This window comes from Proteus sp. G3927, assembly GCF_963894685.1.
Classification (GTDB): domain Bacteria; phylum Pseudomonadota; class Gammaproteobacteria; order Enterobacterales; family Enterobacteriaceae; genus Proteus; species Proteus mirabilis.
In genome coordinates this window covers 25459-39868 of sequence record NZ_CAWQGX010000026.1, presented here as the reverse complement: position 1 = coordinate 39868, position 14410 = coordinate 25459, and the positions used below count along the sequence as shown (strand labels likewise).

The 14410-nt window shown below is 41.2% G+C and carries 19 protein-coding genes; 17 read left to right on the top strand and 2 right to left on the bottom strand.

Going from position 1 to position 14410, the window contains the following annotated elements:
* Nucleotides 1-31 precede the first annotated feature (31 nt).
* From AACV00_RS09000 to AACV00_RS08920, 17 genes are all read left to right on the top strand, one after another.
* Nucleotides 32-373, top strand: coding sequence for a hypothetical protein (locus AACV00_RS09000; protein ID WP_109023906.1), 342 nt, complete (start codon nucleotides 32-34; stop codon nucleotides 371-373).
* A 2-nt stretch (nucleotides 374-375) separates the two neighbouring features.
* Nucleotides 376-807 carry a DUF4054 domain-containing protein gene (locus tag AACV00_RS08995; RefSeq protein WP_082151820.1) on the top strand — a complete coding sequence of 144 codons (432 nt, stop codon included), beginning with the start codon at nucleotides 376-378 and terminating at the stop codon, nucleotides 805-807.
* Nucleotides 807-1265, top strand: a complete 459-nt coding sequence (locus AACV00_RS08990) for a hypothetical protein (protein WP_049256452.1) — start codon at nucleotides 807-809, stop codon at nucleotides 1263-1265. Before AACV00_RS08995 ends, AACV00_RS08990 begins: the two co-directional genes overlap by 1 nt.
* Nucleotides 1265-1636 (top strand): phage collar protein, encoded by a 372-nt coding sequence (locus tag AACV00_RS08985; protein WP_020945484.1) that lies wholly within the window; start codon nucleotides 1265-1267, stop codon nucleotides 1634-1636. The genes AACV00_RS08990 and AACV00_RS08985 overlap by 1 nt, the downstream gene beginning before the upstream one ends.
* The gene (locus AACV00_RS08980) at nucleotides 1623-2138 is read left to right on the top strand and encodes a phage gateway protein (protein WP_109910684.1); all 516 of its coding nucleotides are present in this window, start codon (nucleotides 1623-1625) and stop codon (nucleotides 2136-2138) included. Before AACV00_RS08985 ends, AACV00_RS08980 begins: the two co-directional genes overlap by 14 nt.
* An 8-nt stretch (nucleotides 2139-2146) precedes the next feature.
* The gene (locus tag AACV00_RS08975; RefSeq protein WP_109927582.1) at nucleotides 2147-3634 is read left to right on the top strand and encodes a DUF3383 domain-containing protein; all 1488 of its coding nucleotides are present in this window, start codon (nucleotides 2147-2149) and stop codon (nucleotides 3632-3634) included.
* Nucleotides 3635-3644: 10 nt separating this feature from the next.
* Entirely contained in the window at nucleotides 3645-4097 is a 453-nt protein-coding gene (locus AACV00_RS08970; RefSeq protein WP_004250586.1) for a phage tail fiber protein, read from the top strand.
* Nucleotides 4098-4137: 40 nt separating this feature from the next.
* On the top strand, nucleotides 4138-4596 hold the full coding sequence (locus tag AACV00_RS08965) for a hypothetical protein (RefSeq protein ID WP_004250588.1): 459 nt from the start codon (nucleotides 4138-4140) through the stop codon (nucleotides 4594-4596).
* Nucleotides 4597-4679: 83 nt separating this feature from the next.
* On the top strand, nucleotides 4680-7031 hold the full coding sequence (locus AACV00_RS08960) for a hypothetical protein (RefSeq protein ID WP_109880716.1): 2352 nt from the start codon (nucleotides 4680-4682) through the stop codon (nucleotides 7029-7031).
* Nucleotides 7028-7555: a phage baseplate protein gene (locus AACV00_RS08955; RefSeq protein ID WP_020945488.1), complete on the top strand. Its 528-nt coding sequence runs from the start codon at nucleotides 7028-7030 to the stop codon at nucleotides 7553-7555. Before AACV00_RS08960 ends, AACV00_RS08955 begins: the two co-directional genes overlap by 4 nt.
* Nucleotides 7555-7872, top strand: coding sequence for a phage baseplate plug family protein (locus AACV00_RS08950; protein ID WP_004250595.1), 318 nt, complete (start codon nucleotides 7555-7557; stop codon nucleotides 7870-7872). Before AACV00_RS08955 ends, AACV00_RS08950 begins: the two co-directional genes overlap by 1 nt.
* Entirely contained in the window at nucleotides 7838-8653 is an 816-nt protein-coding gene (locus AACV00_RS08945) for a baseplate hub protein (protein WP_161680255.1), read from the top strand. The genes AACV00_RS08950 and AACV00_RS08945 overlap by 35 nt, the downstream gene beginning before the upstream one ends.
* Nucleotides 8654-8655: 2 nt before the next feature.
* A complete protein-coding gene (locus tag AACV00_RS08940; protein ID WP_161680253.1) occupies nucleotides 8656-9348 on the top strand; it encodes a Gp138 family membrane-puncturing spike protein in 693 nt (230 codons plus the stop codon).
* Nucleotides 9345-9689, top strand: a complete 345-nt coding sequence (locus tag AACV00_RS08935; RefSeq protein WP_004250600.1) for a hypothetical protein — start codon at nucleotides 9345-9347, stop codon at nucleotides 9687-9689. The genes AACV00_RS08940 and AACV00_RS08935 overlap by 4 nt, the downstream gene beginning before the upstream one ends.
* Nucleotides 9682-10869 carry a baseplate J/gp47 family protein gene (locus AACV00_RS08930; RefSeq protein ID WP_109023912.1) on the top strand — a complete coding sequence of 396 codons (1188 nt, stop codon included), beginning with the start codon at nucleotides 9682-9684 and terminating at the stop codon, nucleotides 10867-10869. The genes AACV00_RS08935 and AACV00_RS08930 overlap by 8 nt, the downstream gene beginning before the upstream one ends.
* Complete coding sequence (locus tag AACV00_RS08925) at nucleotides 10866-11522, top strand: DUF2612 domain-containing protein (protein WP_004250603.1); 657 nt, start codon at nucleotides 10866-10868, stop codon at nucleotides 11520-11522. The genes AACV00_RS08930 and AACV00_RS08925 overlap by 4 nt, the downstream gene beginning before the upstream one ends.
* A gap of 5 nt (nucleotides 11523-11527) precedes the next feature.
* Complete coding sequence (locus tag AACV00_RS08920) at nucleotides 11528-12919, top strand: hypothetical protein (RefSeq protein WP_237584921.1); 1392 nt, start codon at nucleotides 11528-11530, stop codon at nucleotides 12917-12919.
* 22 nt (nucleotides 12920-12941) lie between these two features.
* On the opposite strand, the gene AACV00_RS08915 is transcribed toward AACV00_RS08920, so the two are convergent.
* Both AACV00_RS08915 and AACV00_RS08910 read right to left on the bottom strand, forming a co-directional pair.
* On the bottom strand, nucleotides 12942-13733 hold the full coding sequence (locus AACV00_RS08915) for a glycosyltransferase family 32 protein (protein WP_080047859.1): 792 nt from the start codon (nucleotides 13731-13733) through the stop codon (nucleotides 12942-12944).
* Between the two features lie 70 nt (nucleotides 13734-13803).
* Complete coding sequence (locus tag AACV00_RS08910; protein WP_080047858.1) at nucleotides 13804-14373, bottom strand: serine acetyltransferase; 570 nt, start codon at nucleotides 14371-14373, stop codon at nucleotides 13804-13806.
* Nucleotides 14374-14410: the final 37 nt, after the last annotated feature.

Here is a 14410-nt window from a genome sequence, read left to right as displayed (position 1 = left end):
TTTTTATATCTAAACAATAGGAGAGCACTCCATGCCTCTTTACGCATATTGCACCTTATCAAATGACCAGAACTATACCGTGAGAGACGGGAAAGTGTTTATTGCCGGTCAAGCGAACGTGATGACCAAACACATGTACACACCGCGTGGTCGTGTGACGGAAATTTCTGACGAGCAATACAAACAACTCAAAGAAAATCACGTTTTCAATCTTCATTGTGACAATGGGTATATTACCGTTGAAGAACGCAAAGAAGATCCCGAAAAAGTTGCTACCAATATGGAAGCGAGCGACCAATCAGCTCCTGACACACCAGAATCGTTAGAAGCTGAAAAGTTAGACGTTCCTAAAACCAACAAAAAAGGTAAGTGATCATGGAGACGAGCACATTTCCTTTAACGTCATTCCGTGTGCTCTATCCGCAGTTTAACGGTGTGGGTGATGATGAAATATTTATCATTGCTCAGTCTGCGTTGAACTATTTCTCTGCCTGTAAGGGTGTTTGCACTAATGAGCTGTGGATGCTCGTGGTTGCACACATGCTAACACTCAGAAAAATGATTGCTGATGATGAGTCGCCCACAGGTGTGGTGACGAGTGTGACTATAGATAAGGTAAGTGTGTCATTTACGGCACCGCCTGCTGGTTCGGACTGGTCGCACTGGTTTAAAATGACCACCTTTGGCCAGCAGTTTCTAGCACTGATCAAACGTTGTAGCGTCCCTCAATATTTTGGTGGTGGTGGCGAACGTTCAGCTTTTCGGGGTGTGGGAGGGCGATTTACACGAGGAGGGCGATTACGTTAATGACTAAATTAGCGCAATTAAAAGCGGTTTACGATGAATTGGCTAAAAAGCGATTAAGTGTTGGTTTCTTTGAACACGCAAAATATCCCGATGGAACACCGATTGCTTATGTTGCCTCTATTCAAGAGTTGGGCTATCCGGCTGGTGGCATTCCTCCTCGCCCATTTTTACGTCCGACCATGAATGACAAAAAGCAGGATTATAGTCAGTTAATTTTTCGAGCAGTGAAAGCGTCTGTTAAAGGCAATATCACGCTGGATAATGGGCTGACACAAATTGGTGCGACGGTAGCGGGGGATGTGAAAATGGCAATTAAAGCAGTCACCACCCCAGCGCTGGAAGAGTCAACGGTCAAAGCAAGAGCACGTCGCCATAGCAAAGGTAAAGCCACGGATAAGCCGTTAGTTGATACTGGTCAAATGCTTCAAGCGGTTAGTTTCGCAGTGGAGGATAAATAATGTTTGGTAACTTAAATCGTATTGCTTCACGTTATATTCCCCAGCAAAAGGTGCTCTGGTTTCGATTTAAAGAACGGGCACCCGATGAGCGAGGGAATGACCAAAATTATTATTATGATCCGATAGAAGTTCGTGGCAGTTGGCAAGCGGTCGATACTCAAGATGTTCAATCCATGGGATTAGATACGAGCCAAGTGTACCGACGCTTATATACCTCTCATGATATTAAAGCTGTGCAACGAGGAACATCTCCTGATTTCCTTGTATTTAATGGTCGAAAATATGATGTGGTGGGTGATGCAGACTGGTACGAACAAGATGGCTGGAAATCGGTGATCTGTATCGAGGCGGGTACTTATGACGGATTATGAAGTTGATGTTGCCATTCGCAAACAACTCTTGTTGCAGTTAAAAGTGGTCGGTATTGATATCTCCGTTAAAGCTGGTTTTCAATCTACTAAGCAAGGCCGTGAAGATAATATGGTGATGTTCTTTCCCATTAATGAAAACGGCTACGGTTGGCAAGGGCGTAAATATAACGTTCAAGGCAATAAAGCCAATCACCAAGAAAACCAGTTATCTGAAAAAACGTACCAAGTTCAGGCTTTCGTTACCCAGTTAGGCCATTATTCAGCGAGTGATATTACCGCTATTGTCAGAATGATCGCCAATTCATTACCGTTTGTTGAAGCACTTCGGAAACAAGGTATTGGCATTCAACGTGCAACTGGTATTCGAACGCCTTATTTTCTGAATGACCAAGGCAACTACGAACAAAATCCCTCATTTGATTTCAATGTGACATTTAATCGCACACTTCATCCCGATACTGACGCCGTGAGTGCGTTGTATCCCGATATCTATCGTATTTAAGGAACGTTATGTCTATCAAACAAACTCGCTATGTCGATATCGCGAGTGCGGTGATTGGCGCGTCTGCTGTACCGATGCGCAAGCTCACGGCTCGTGTTTTTTCAACAAACCCTAAAATTCCTGCTGGTAAAGTGCTTGAGTTTGCCAGTGGCCAAGTGGATGACTTATTAGGTACTGACTCCCCCGAGGCACATTTTGCGCGTCAGTATTTCAGCTATGTCAGTCCAGCACCGGCAAGTAAGCCGAAAGAACTGCAAATTGCCTCTTATGAGCCTGTTGGTCGAGCGCCTACCTTGTTTGGCGAAAAGACAGGCGATTTAGCTGATTTAAAACTGATTAATGAGGGTGAACTCAATATCACTATCGGCAAGGTGACCAAAAAAATCACTGGAATTGATCTCTCTGAAAGTACGTCATACGCGGATGTTGCAACAGCTGTGCAAGCGAAATTAAATGCAGAAAGCGAGCCTCAATTTGCTAGTGCGTATGTCACATTTAATTCGCTGGATAGTGCCTTTGTCATTAGCGGTGGCGTACAAGAGCGTGCAGATATTAGTGTACGTCAATCGGTACTTGCTGATGCAATGAATATTAGCCACGGCACATCATCAGCCGGTAATCCAGCGCAAACCCCGTTACAAGCCTTTATTGCTTCTGAGGCTGTTTCTGACTCTTTTGGTAGTGCAACGTTTTTAACGGAACTCTCATTAGAGCATGCCGTAGAGCTGGCGCAGTACGTGGCAGGCGAAAACGTGAAGTATCAATTGCACCTGTCTGTGACCAATCAAAATGCAGAAGATTTTAGCGGGGCGTTGGTGGGTACGGCTTCAACGGGCTTAAACCTAAAAACAGCAGATAACTTCTTTGTTCAAGCGTTACCTATGGCCATTATGTCCGCCACGGATTATGACCGAACCAATGCGACAACAAACTATATGTATCGTCAATTTGGTGTCACGTTCCCATCGCAAATCACGACCGATATCGATGCGGATCGCTTAGATAAATTACGGGTGAATTATTACGGAGAAACGGCCGTATCGGGTTCAAATATCAGTTTCTATCAACGGGGCTTCTTATGTGGTGGGGTTACCAACCCATTAGATATGAGTGTCCATGCTAATGAGCAATGGTTAAAAGCCTACATCGCGCAACAGTGGTTTAGTTTACTTATGGCCACACGCGGAGTACCCGCCAATAAAGACGGTGAAGCACGGGCGATGATGGTGATTGCAGGGGCGGTGACCAAGGCGATTAATAACGGCACGATCCTAGCGGGAAAAACCTTAACCGATGTGCAAAAAATTGCAGTGACAGACGCTTCTGGTGATGATTTAGCGTGGCACGATGTACAAAACAAAGGCTATTGGTACAACGCTCAGATTGTCGAAAACACAGGACCCTCTGATTTACCCGAGTACGTGATGAAATACGTATTGATTTACGGTAAAGGCGACTGGGTTCGTAAAGTCGAAGGCTCTCACAACTTAGTGTAAGGAACACAATATGCATGATGTATCAGCAACCGGCTTGAGTATTGTTATTCAAGCTCATAAAACCTTTCCCGCCGGTATTCAAATTACCGCCTTCGCAGATGATGCCGATCCGTTAGATTTGCCTGCCGTGGACATTGCGCAAACAGGAATGGATATCAACGGTAATTTGGTGACATGGTCAACGCCAACACCTCAAACGGTCACCATTAACGTCCTAGCAGGCAGTGAAGAAGACGAAAACCTCGCTATCTTACTGGAATCGAACACTGCACGACGTGGACAACGGCATGCAGGGGATATTATCACCATGGTCGCTTCGTATGGTGATGGCTCAACAACCACGGCACGCAACGGCAAAATTACCAATGGTAGTCGTGGTAGCTCTGTTGCCAGTGCAGGACGACACAAATCCAAAGCGTATACCTTCGTATTTCAAGACTTCGATCGCACTCGCGCACGTTAATTCTAGGCGGTTATTCCGCCTTTTTTTATGGATATTAATCATGTTAATTAAACCGAAAGAAATTACGATCACCGATGCTGATCGTGAAGAGCACACTTTTATTATTAGCCGATTACCGGCAACGATTGGACGTGAAATTCTGGCAAAATACCCTTTATCCAATGCACCTAAAATTGGCGACTATGAAGTCAGCAAAGAAGCCATGTTAAAGATGATGGCGTATGTTGCTGTCGAAAAAGAGGGGCAAGAGATTTATCTGAAGACCAGCACCTTAATTGATAACCATGTGCCCGATGGTGAAGCCCTTATTCGTCTAGAACTGGAAATGTTGAAGTATAACACCAGTTTTTTCGGCAAAGACGGGAGCCAAGGTTTCCTCCAATTCCTGCTCAACAAAATCACCGGTTCACTCCCGTCGATTATAAAAACGCTGATGGCTTCTTTGCCGTCATCATCTCAGCCGGTTTCGCCACGCTCACCGAACTCAAAACGTCAATAGATTTAGAAGAGGCGTTTGATTTATGGGAGATCGCCATTACCAATCGTTATAACGAAGCGCTGGCTTCATCGAAAGGATAGCTTATGGCTTTGCTAGATACCTTTGTTCAAGTATTCGAATTTGATACCCGCCAAGCCGATGATGCGTTTAATCGGGTGAGTAAATCGACCGATGACATTATCGCTGAGATGAAAAAGGCGCAACAATCGGCAACGATGGGAGCTGATGGGTTTACGCAATTTATTCAAAATCTATCCGCACAATTGACAGAGTTATCATCAAACTCAGTCGATATTCATGTTAATAGTGACACATCCGGAGTTGCCGATAACCTGATTGCGGAGATAGATCGCATTAAAGAAAGTGCGACGGACAATTCGCAATCGGTGAATGACTTTATTCAAAGTGTGATTGCCAGTATTGAACAGTTGTCCGCAGGGGAGGCAATAAATATCGAGGTTGAGGCAGATGGTACACAAGAAAAAATAGCCTCAGTCACTGCTAAAATTGATGAACTAAAATCATCAATAAACTTGCTTGATATCCAACGTAACGAACTGTCACAAGGCGTAAATGAAAGCAGTGTTTCATCTGAAACGCTCAATGCCCAATATCAACAGATGCAAGATGAGTTATCCCTTCTCAATAATGAATTGGTGTCGCTCACTGATGCAGAGAAAAAGAACCGTGAAGGTAAAGAGGTCATTGATGCCATTGTTACCGCATTAAATGCCGATTATACGCAATTTATTGAAACGATGCGGACAAAAGGTATAAAGACAGCGATTGATGAAGCTAAAGCCCAAGAGCATCTACAAAAAGAACTTTCAGAAACCGGCTCTAAATATCAAGAGGCCGGAAGTTCTGTTGCAGGATTTGCGAAAAAAGCACTTGGCGCTGTCGGTATTGTGATGAGTATTGGCACTATTTTTGCTGAATCTGTTTCTCGTTCTCAAGAAATTGAAACGCTGGACAAGCTGGGTAAACAAATCGGCGTTGCGACTGCAGACGTTGATGCGTTTTCTGGTGCGATCGCTGAGTTAGGTGGTTCTAGAGAGTCTGCACAAGCCGATTTATCCGCGATGGCGAAATCGTTCGGTAATACGAAAGACTCAATGGAAAAGGTACTTCAAACCGCGGATAAAGTTCAAGGCATGAGCTTTGATAAAGCGAAGAAAACACTGGAAGGCATGGGGGTATCGGACGAAAAAACCATTGAGTTAATGATGAAAGGGCGCAAAGAACTAGAGCGCACAATGGGTATTCAAAAAGAGTATTCAGGCATTAGCAAGGAGAGTATTGAAAGCTCAATTAAATTTAATAGTGCTATGGGTAAATTTAAGCAGTCATCAGGAATGCTTAAAAATAGCTTTTTAGAAATGGTCATTCCTGCACTTGCAAAAGGACTGGATTGGCTAACTAAATTTATTTCTTTTTGCAAAGAAAATAAAAATTTATTAATAGGTTTTTTCTCAGCCATTGGTTTGGCCGTAGCACTTTATTACGTTCCCCCTATGTTAGCTGCTGCATCAGCAACACTTGCAGCAACATGGCCGATTATCGCTATTATTGCCATTATTGCGCTTTTAGCTATGGCATTTGCGATTGTTTATGACGATATCATGAACTTTATCGACGGCAATGATTCAATGATTGGGCGTATTCTCGACAAATATCCACAGCTAAAAGTCGTTATTCTTGCACTATGGGAAACATTCAAAAAGCTCTTTGAATATCTAAAAGCTATCGTTGGTGTTGTGGCAGATATTGTTGTCGCTGGTTGGGATCTAATGGCATCAGGCTTAAAAGCTTATGTTAAGTATTTGCTGAGTTGTATTTCAGTCATTGCAGGTTGGGCTAAATCCTTTGCGGGTGTATTTAATACAGTCAGTGATGCCGTTGTGAGTGCGTTTGAATGGATGTGGGAGCAAGTCGAAAAAATTATTGGTTGGGTAAATACAGGACTTAATGCGGTTAAAAATGGTTGGAAATCCGCCAAAGAGTTTTTCGGTTTTGGAGGTGATGAAGCTGAAATTAAAATTACCTCTGATGATGCGAGTAATTATTTAAGCGCCTTATCGGCAAAACGTAATCAGGTAGCAAGTGCAGGAATAGATACATCAGAAATTGATAAGGAAATTATTGAACTCAAGAAGCAATTAGACAATGGACTAGACGCATCAAAAATTATAGCGGATGTTGAGGAGGCGAATAAACGTTTAATGATGGCAAGCCATGATGCAATGAATCCTATTACCAGCCAAGCTATTAGCAATCAATCCAATGTGAAGAATGAAAGTAACGTAAGTATTGGAGAAATTAAGGTTGAAACTCAAGCCACAGATGCGCAGGGTATGGCATCGGGCGTAAAGGATGCATTGCAAGATCAACTCGCCGATTTCAATCAGCAAAACTCAACGGGGGTAGCAAAATGATCACAGAGGTCAAAATTTTTGATTTAGCGTCGTTTTCTACACTGTTTGATAGCGTGAGTCCGATTCAAATCAATGTAAGAGATGAGCATAAGGCAACACAATTTCAAGTTGAAAGTGGTGAAACTCGCAGTGATCATGTGATCATTAACCCCGTTGAGATTGGTATAGATTTGCTATTAACGGGAGAGATGAAAAACATCTTCTCATCGATGCAACAAGCTTTTGACGAACACAAACTTGTTGGTATTCAAACCCGAGTAAAAACCTATCAACCAATGTTATTAACGGGTTTTAATCATGATGAAATACCCGACATGATAGATGCGATAAAACTGTCGCTACGGTTTGTTGAGTGGCGCACCGTTGAGCCTGAATACGGAGATTTACCGCCTCGATCCACTCAAAAGCCAACGCAGTCATCAACGGTAAATCGGGGAAATGTGCAAACAAAAGACGCCGATACTGAGACTAAGAAAAAAGGTTCGGTCGCAACACGTATCGCAGATGGGGATTGGAGCTTCTAATGAAAGTCATACCCTTAAAAGCTATTCCAAACCAACGCTTATCCGTCAATTTGAAAGGTGTTAATTGGACGCTGACAATAAAAGCCGGTCGCCATGCGATGTATCTCGATATTGAACGAGAAAGTGAGGTTATCGCCGTAGGCATGCGTGCGGTGGCAAACACACCTATCATTCCTTATCGCTATCTGACTGATGGTACAAATTTAGCGTTTATAACAGAAAATGATGATCTGCCCTGGTATGAATCATTTGATAGAACCCAATCATTAATTATTTGGAGTGATGATGGACTTACGACGAATACGGGTGGGGATTGAAGTCGCAGAACGACTGCAGTGGTATGAAGGATTGCGGATTAAAGCTAACGGCACCAAGTACGCAAACCCTTTACAAAATGAATGCACAGTTAGCATTGATGGATTGAACGCCCACACTCGAGATTATCTTCTCACTGAAACTAGCCCTTATCATAAAAGCAAACAAACTCGCCGTCTTTACCTTGAAGTAGGACGCGTCAATACCGGATTATTTCGTATCTTTACCGGTGATATTGTCAGTGCAGAAATTGCCTCACCTCCTGATGTTACGTTAACCATTAAAGCCAAAACTAATAATGCCAGTTCAGGTGATATCGTTTCTTCCAGTGGTGGTGCCATGCAGAAAATGAGCGAGATCGCATCATCGGTGGCGAAGGATTGCAAGGTTAGATTGGACTTTCAAGCCACCGATAAAAATATTGCCAATTGGTATTTTTGTGGTTCAGCGTTACAGCAAGTACAACGACTGCAGGAAGCAGGAAACGTTAAAGCCTTTATTGATGATGATACGTTATTTGTAAAAGATGACGACAAAGCACTAAAAAGCCGTTTGCGTATTTTAAATATGAAATCAGGCATGGTGGGTATACCGAAAGCCACCGAAAAAGGGTTGTCTGTGACTTATTTGATTGACGGTGCCTCAGAACTAGGGGGAATGCTACGACTCGAGAGTAAATTCAATTCCGCACTTAATGGTGACTATATTATTGAGCAACTGAAATTCGATGTTGCTTCACATGATGATCCTTTCTTTTATCAGGCTACCTGTAAACGAGCATAATCATGAATAAACCCAATACTGATATTGCCAGTGATGGTTCGCTGGCAGGTGCGCTATCGTCTGCATTTCGTAACTTGATGATGAATACTGAAGATATGCTCCCTGCAACAGTAGTCAGTTATGACGATAAAACCAATCGTGCTGTTATCAAACCACTGGTGATGATGGTAACAACGGAAGGGGGAACAGTCGGGCGAGCACCATTGGCCAACATTCCCGTTTTTAGATTTGGCGGAGGCGGTTTCTTTATTCGCGCACCCATTAAGCCGGGTGATTTCGGTTGGATAAAAGCCAATGACAGAGACATTAGCCTGATATTCCAGCATGGAGGATTGGAGGATCAACCTAATACCGCACGCCTCCATTCATTCAGTGATGCGATGTTTTTTCCTGACACCATCAAAGGTTGGGTCATTAATGGAAAAAACATTGATGCTTTGGTGATCCAATCAATGGATGGCTCAGTCTGTTTCTCGCTACATAGCGATAAAGTGGTGCTAGAAACCCCTAAGTATGAAATCAACGCCCCAGAAACCATATTTACTGGCAATGTCACGGTAAATGGTAATTACGCTGTAAATGGTAATAGTGACTCTAACGGTGGCACGATGAAACACAATGGAAAAGATATCGGTTCTACGCATCAACACAGTGGTGTTGAAACCGGTCATGGAAATACAGGAGCGCCTCTATGAGAACATTTTCAATCGATAAAAATAATGATCTCTTTATCGGCCCTGATGGAAACCTCCAATTCAGCGAAAAAGACGATGCGGTTAAAAACCTTTGTCAGCATTTTGCTAAAGCGGTTCGTGGTGAAATGTTACATAAAAAAGATAAAGGCATTCCTTTCTGGCCAACAACTTTTGGTCGTCAAGCTGATATTCCCATGTTTGAAACAGCATTTAGACAACGTATGAGTGAAATTGAAGAGGTGGTTGAAGTGACGCATTTTAGCGCCACAGTGGAAAACGGCGAATTGAAGTATCAGGCGACAATTCGCACGATATACGGAGGGTTTACACTGAATGGCTGATTATCGTTATATCAATAATAAAGGCGTGATTCTTCCCGACACGGCCACAATACGTGATGAAGTCGAAAGCGAGTTTCGTGCGGTGTTTGGTCAATCGATTAACCTTGCCCCTGAAACACCACAAGGGGCATTAGCGACGATGGAAGTTGAAAACCGTGATGCAATGGTGAGAAACAATGCCGAGTTAGCAAATCAAATCAATCCCGATATTGCGGGTGGTGTTTTTCTTGATGCAATATGGGCGCTAATGGGTGGCCAACGCATTAATGCCACTCACTCTTATCTTTCCAGCGTTGAATTTAGTGGCGTACCCGGCACCATTATTCCTAAAGGCTCATTAGCGTCTAGTGTTGCCGGTGCCATGTTCGAAACAGTTTCACCCTTGATTATTGATAATACTGGCAAAGTAACAGGGGATATGAGGGCGGTTGAATATGGTCCTGTTGAATGCGGTGCTGGCCAACTTAATTCTGTGGCTAGCTCAGTATTAGGTTGGGAGAAAGTCAATAATCCCACTCATGCGGTTGTTGGCCGTTATGCTGAATCTGATATCAAAGCAAGGCGACGACGTAAGCAAACTCTGGCTAAAAATACCGTTAGTGTTGCAGAAGCGATCACCTCTTCACTGTATGAATTAGAGGGCGTTAATTCACTGTCTTTTCGAGAGAACTACACCGATGCGGTGCTCACTATTGATGGAGTTTCTCTATTGCCTCACAGCATTTACGTTTGTGTTGAAGGGGGCGATAGTAACGAAATTGCTAAATCATTGCTGAGAACCAAAACCATTGGATCCGCTTTTAATGGCGAGATTGAAATCGGTGTTGTAGAGCCAGTGAGTGGACAAGAATATAAAGTGAAATTTTCACGCCCTAAAGAGATCACTGTTTTTTGTCGAGTGACAGTTAAAAAATCAGCCGTTGATGCGCAAACTATTATCCCCAGTGCCATAGAACAATGGACGCGTGGAGAGTTGGACGGCGATAACGGTTTGATTGTTGGACGTGAAGTATCGCCTTTTGAGATAGCGTCTGCAGTGAATACTGTTGAACCTCGTCTGTTCGTGACTAAGGTTGAATTGTCGCTAGATGGGAAAGTGTGGAATGTTGCATTAATTCCGATTGCCATTAATCAAATCGCACGCTTGCAACGGGGTGCTGTGCAAGTGGTGATTGTATGAACGTTCAACAATTTGAGTTTCATTCAGACCTATTAAAAGCGATCCTCTGGCAGTATGAAGATGCAGAGAATTTAAAGAAACTCGCCAGTTTTAAGGCCTCTCATTTTGAAAAGTCGATGGTGTCATTTTGGCAAAACTGGTACCGAGATGTGTTTAATATCGATACGGCGAATGACTTTGGGTTGTCGATTTGGTCACGCATTCTGGATGTACCTTTAGGTATTGATATTCCACCGAGCGATAAAAATAAAATTGGGTTTGGTTTTGGCAAAAAGAAAGCCAATTTTAAATCTAACTTCCGACGTAATGCGGATTACACCTTGTCACTGACTGTTGATCAAAAACGCATGTTAGTACGAATGCGCTATTTTAATCTGACACAAAGTCCTACGGTCACCAATATTAATGAATTTTTAAAACGTTTCTTTTGGCGTGATGACAGTAAAGTTTTTGTCCTGGATCCGCTAGATATGACTTATATGTATTACGTCTTTAACTTTAACCCTGACGAACGTCTACGGGTTCTTCTCGAAAACTTTGACTTAATGCCACGCCCTTCGGGTGTTGGCGTCAAATATCGCATTGTGACCAAAAAAGCCTTTGGTGTTGGTCAGCATCGTAAAAACTTCTTAGGCAGTAACTTCGGAGCATAATTCCTATGACAACTATTTTTAAAACCCCCTTTGCAACACAAGGGGATAAGGCTTCTATACCTGTAGAAATCCAACCAGACGGCTCAGTGTCTTATACACAAGGTTATGGTTACGACTATGAGCGTGACCAAGTCACAGATCCTGCTGCGAAAGATATTGAACGTGAAAAAATGAACGGGATATTTCACGATATCACGGAAGCGATTGGCGAAATTCAGCGATTTGGTTTTCCCAAATGGGATGAAGCCGGTAAGCCGTACGCGATACGCACTATTGTGTATCATAAAAATAAAGTCTGGCAGTCTAAAGTTGAGAATAACAATATTGAGCCAGTTGCCGGTAATGCATGGGCTGAGCTAAAAGCTGATATCACCGCGAATGAAGTGGGTGCTTATAACAAAGCCGAGGCTGATAAACGTTTTCAACCATTAGGTAATTACACACCATCTGGTTATAGTTACTCAAAGGCAGAAACCGACACCAAATATCAGCCAAAGGGTAATTATGCGCCAGCAGGGAACTATGCCAATAAAGGGGATAGTTACACTAAAACGGAAAGTGACGGACGTTATCAAGCGAAAGGGAGTTACCAGCCATCAGGTGATTATGCGACTAACTCAGCGCTCAATAGTGGACTGAATAATAAATTTGATAAAGGTAATGTAACTCAAAGTACGGGAACGTCAACGGTTCATGTGATGAGCCAGAAAGCTTCTACAGATGCTTTTCAACCTAAGGGAAATTATCAGCCTAAAGGTAATTATGCGTTAGTGGGTGCTTCATATACGAAGACTGAGTCGGATGGCCGATATCAAGCTAAAGGAAGTTATGCAACAGCTGGAAGTAGCTACACAAAAGCGGAAAGTGACGGACGTTATCAAGGTAAGGGAAATTACCAACCAGCTGGCAATTATGCGCTAGTAGGAGCATCGTATACTAAGGCAGAGTCTGACGGTAAATACCAACCCAAAGGCAGTTATCAAGCTTCTGGTTACAGCTATTCAAAATCAGAATCAGATGGTAAGTATCAGCCTAAAGGAAATTATGCAACTGCGGGGAGTAGTTATACAAAAGCGGAAAGTGATGGTCGTTACCAGAAAAAAATAGCAACAGACGTTGGCTCACTTACTGGTGATTGGGATGTAGGGAAAACTATTACCATACCAGTAAATCTGAAAGGAAAAACTATAACTTTAAAACGAGGGAGCGAAAATACTTCTGGTGGAATTGATACTATAGTAGTGCCTCTCCCTTTAGAAAACGGAGGAATTGAGATGGCGAATATGAAAGATGATGGTTTTATATGGCTTGCTGTTGCATTTAATAATAATTCAACTATATTAAAAATAACTAACGGTAAATTTTCAAAAATCGTTAAGGTACTATACGAAAAATAATTATTTTTCGTATAGTAATATATTATTTTCTTAGGAGTAAGATATAAGATTTATTATTTTTTTCTTTTGTACTAAATAATTTTCTTTCATTATGTAAAATTGGTTCATCTCCTTTGTTTCTGATTCTGATAAGCCTAGTTAGAATTAGTTTATCAAAAATATTCAATTTATCTTTTCTTGAATGTGATGGAAGCCATGAACCAGAAAAGTGGTGAATAGCATAATTTTTGTTATTTTGCTCTGGATAGCAGAAGTAGAAATATGGATAAATTTTACTATTTCTAGATAATTCAATAGTATTGTTTTTATTATAAGGAGGTTGAATATTAAATTTAAATTTAAAATAGTTTGTGATTCTTGCCGTGTTTGGAGTGAGATCTAAATTATTGCCATTTTGGAACTTAATATTCATATATATATCTAAGAGATCTTTGACTATATTACCATTTTTTTTACTTCCAATTACTGCCGAAGTAATTGGAAGTACTTCATTATCATATAGTTCATGGCATGTAAAAAAATCAAGTTCTAAAAACTCATTGAATGAGTTTGTAACTTCAATATCAGTGTCTAAATATATTCCTCCTTCATTGTAAAGAGCGTGAAGTCTTATATAGTCAGAAGCAAAAGCCCACTTTTTATTTTTTATAGCTTCTTCCATATAATTGTTTTTAATCTCTTTTATGCTTTCGTTATTCCATTCAATTATCTGATAGTCAGGAAGGTATTTTTTCCAAGTATCAATGCATTCTAGAACAAATTTAGGTTTAGGTTTATCACCTATCCAAACATAGTGTATTTTTTTAGGTATCATCTTTTTATCCTATAGAATTTAATTCTATTAGAAAATTCATTATTTAGTTATTAGTTAGAGTAAATATTATTTACCATATACGTCTATTATTTATTGTCGAGTGTTTTATGTGATTTTCAGATTTTGGCGTATGAACAATACAGTTATCAGGAATATTTTTGTTTATAAAGCTCATAGCACCGATCATTACATTATTTCCAATTTTTATATTATCTCCAATGATACAAGAATTAGCACCTATGGTTACATTATTACCAATATAAATATGCCCTTTTTGGGATGATGATACGATCCCTATAGTTGTATTTTGTCTGGCATGAAAATTATTGCCAATAATTGCTTCATAAGCAATTACTAATCCGACATAATGGCTAATTGATAAACCAGCACCAATTTTTGCACCTAAACCAATGTCACACCCATATTTGGCTTGTAACCTTCTATGTATAAAATTAGCTATCTCTAGGTGTTTATTTGATTGATAAAGATAACTAGCGATACGCCACCAAAAATAGAATCTACGATCTGGATATCTCCATGCTCTACGAACAGCTCTTACCCATGAAAATTTTTTCGTGTCAGATTTTATAACTTCTTTTTGTAAACAAAGTTTTAAAAATTCTATTTGTGAATGATTCATATAAATACGCTTATAAAATAAATTTTTTATATGATAG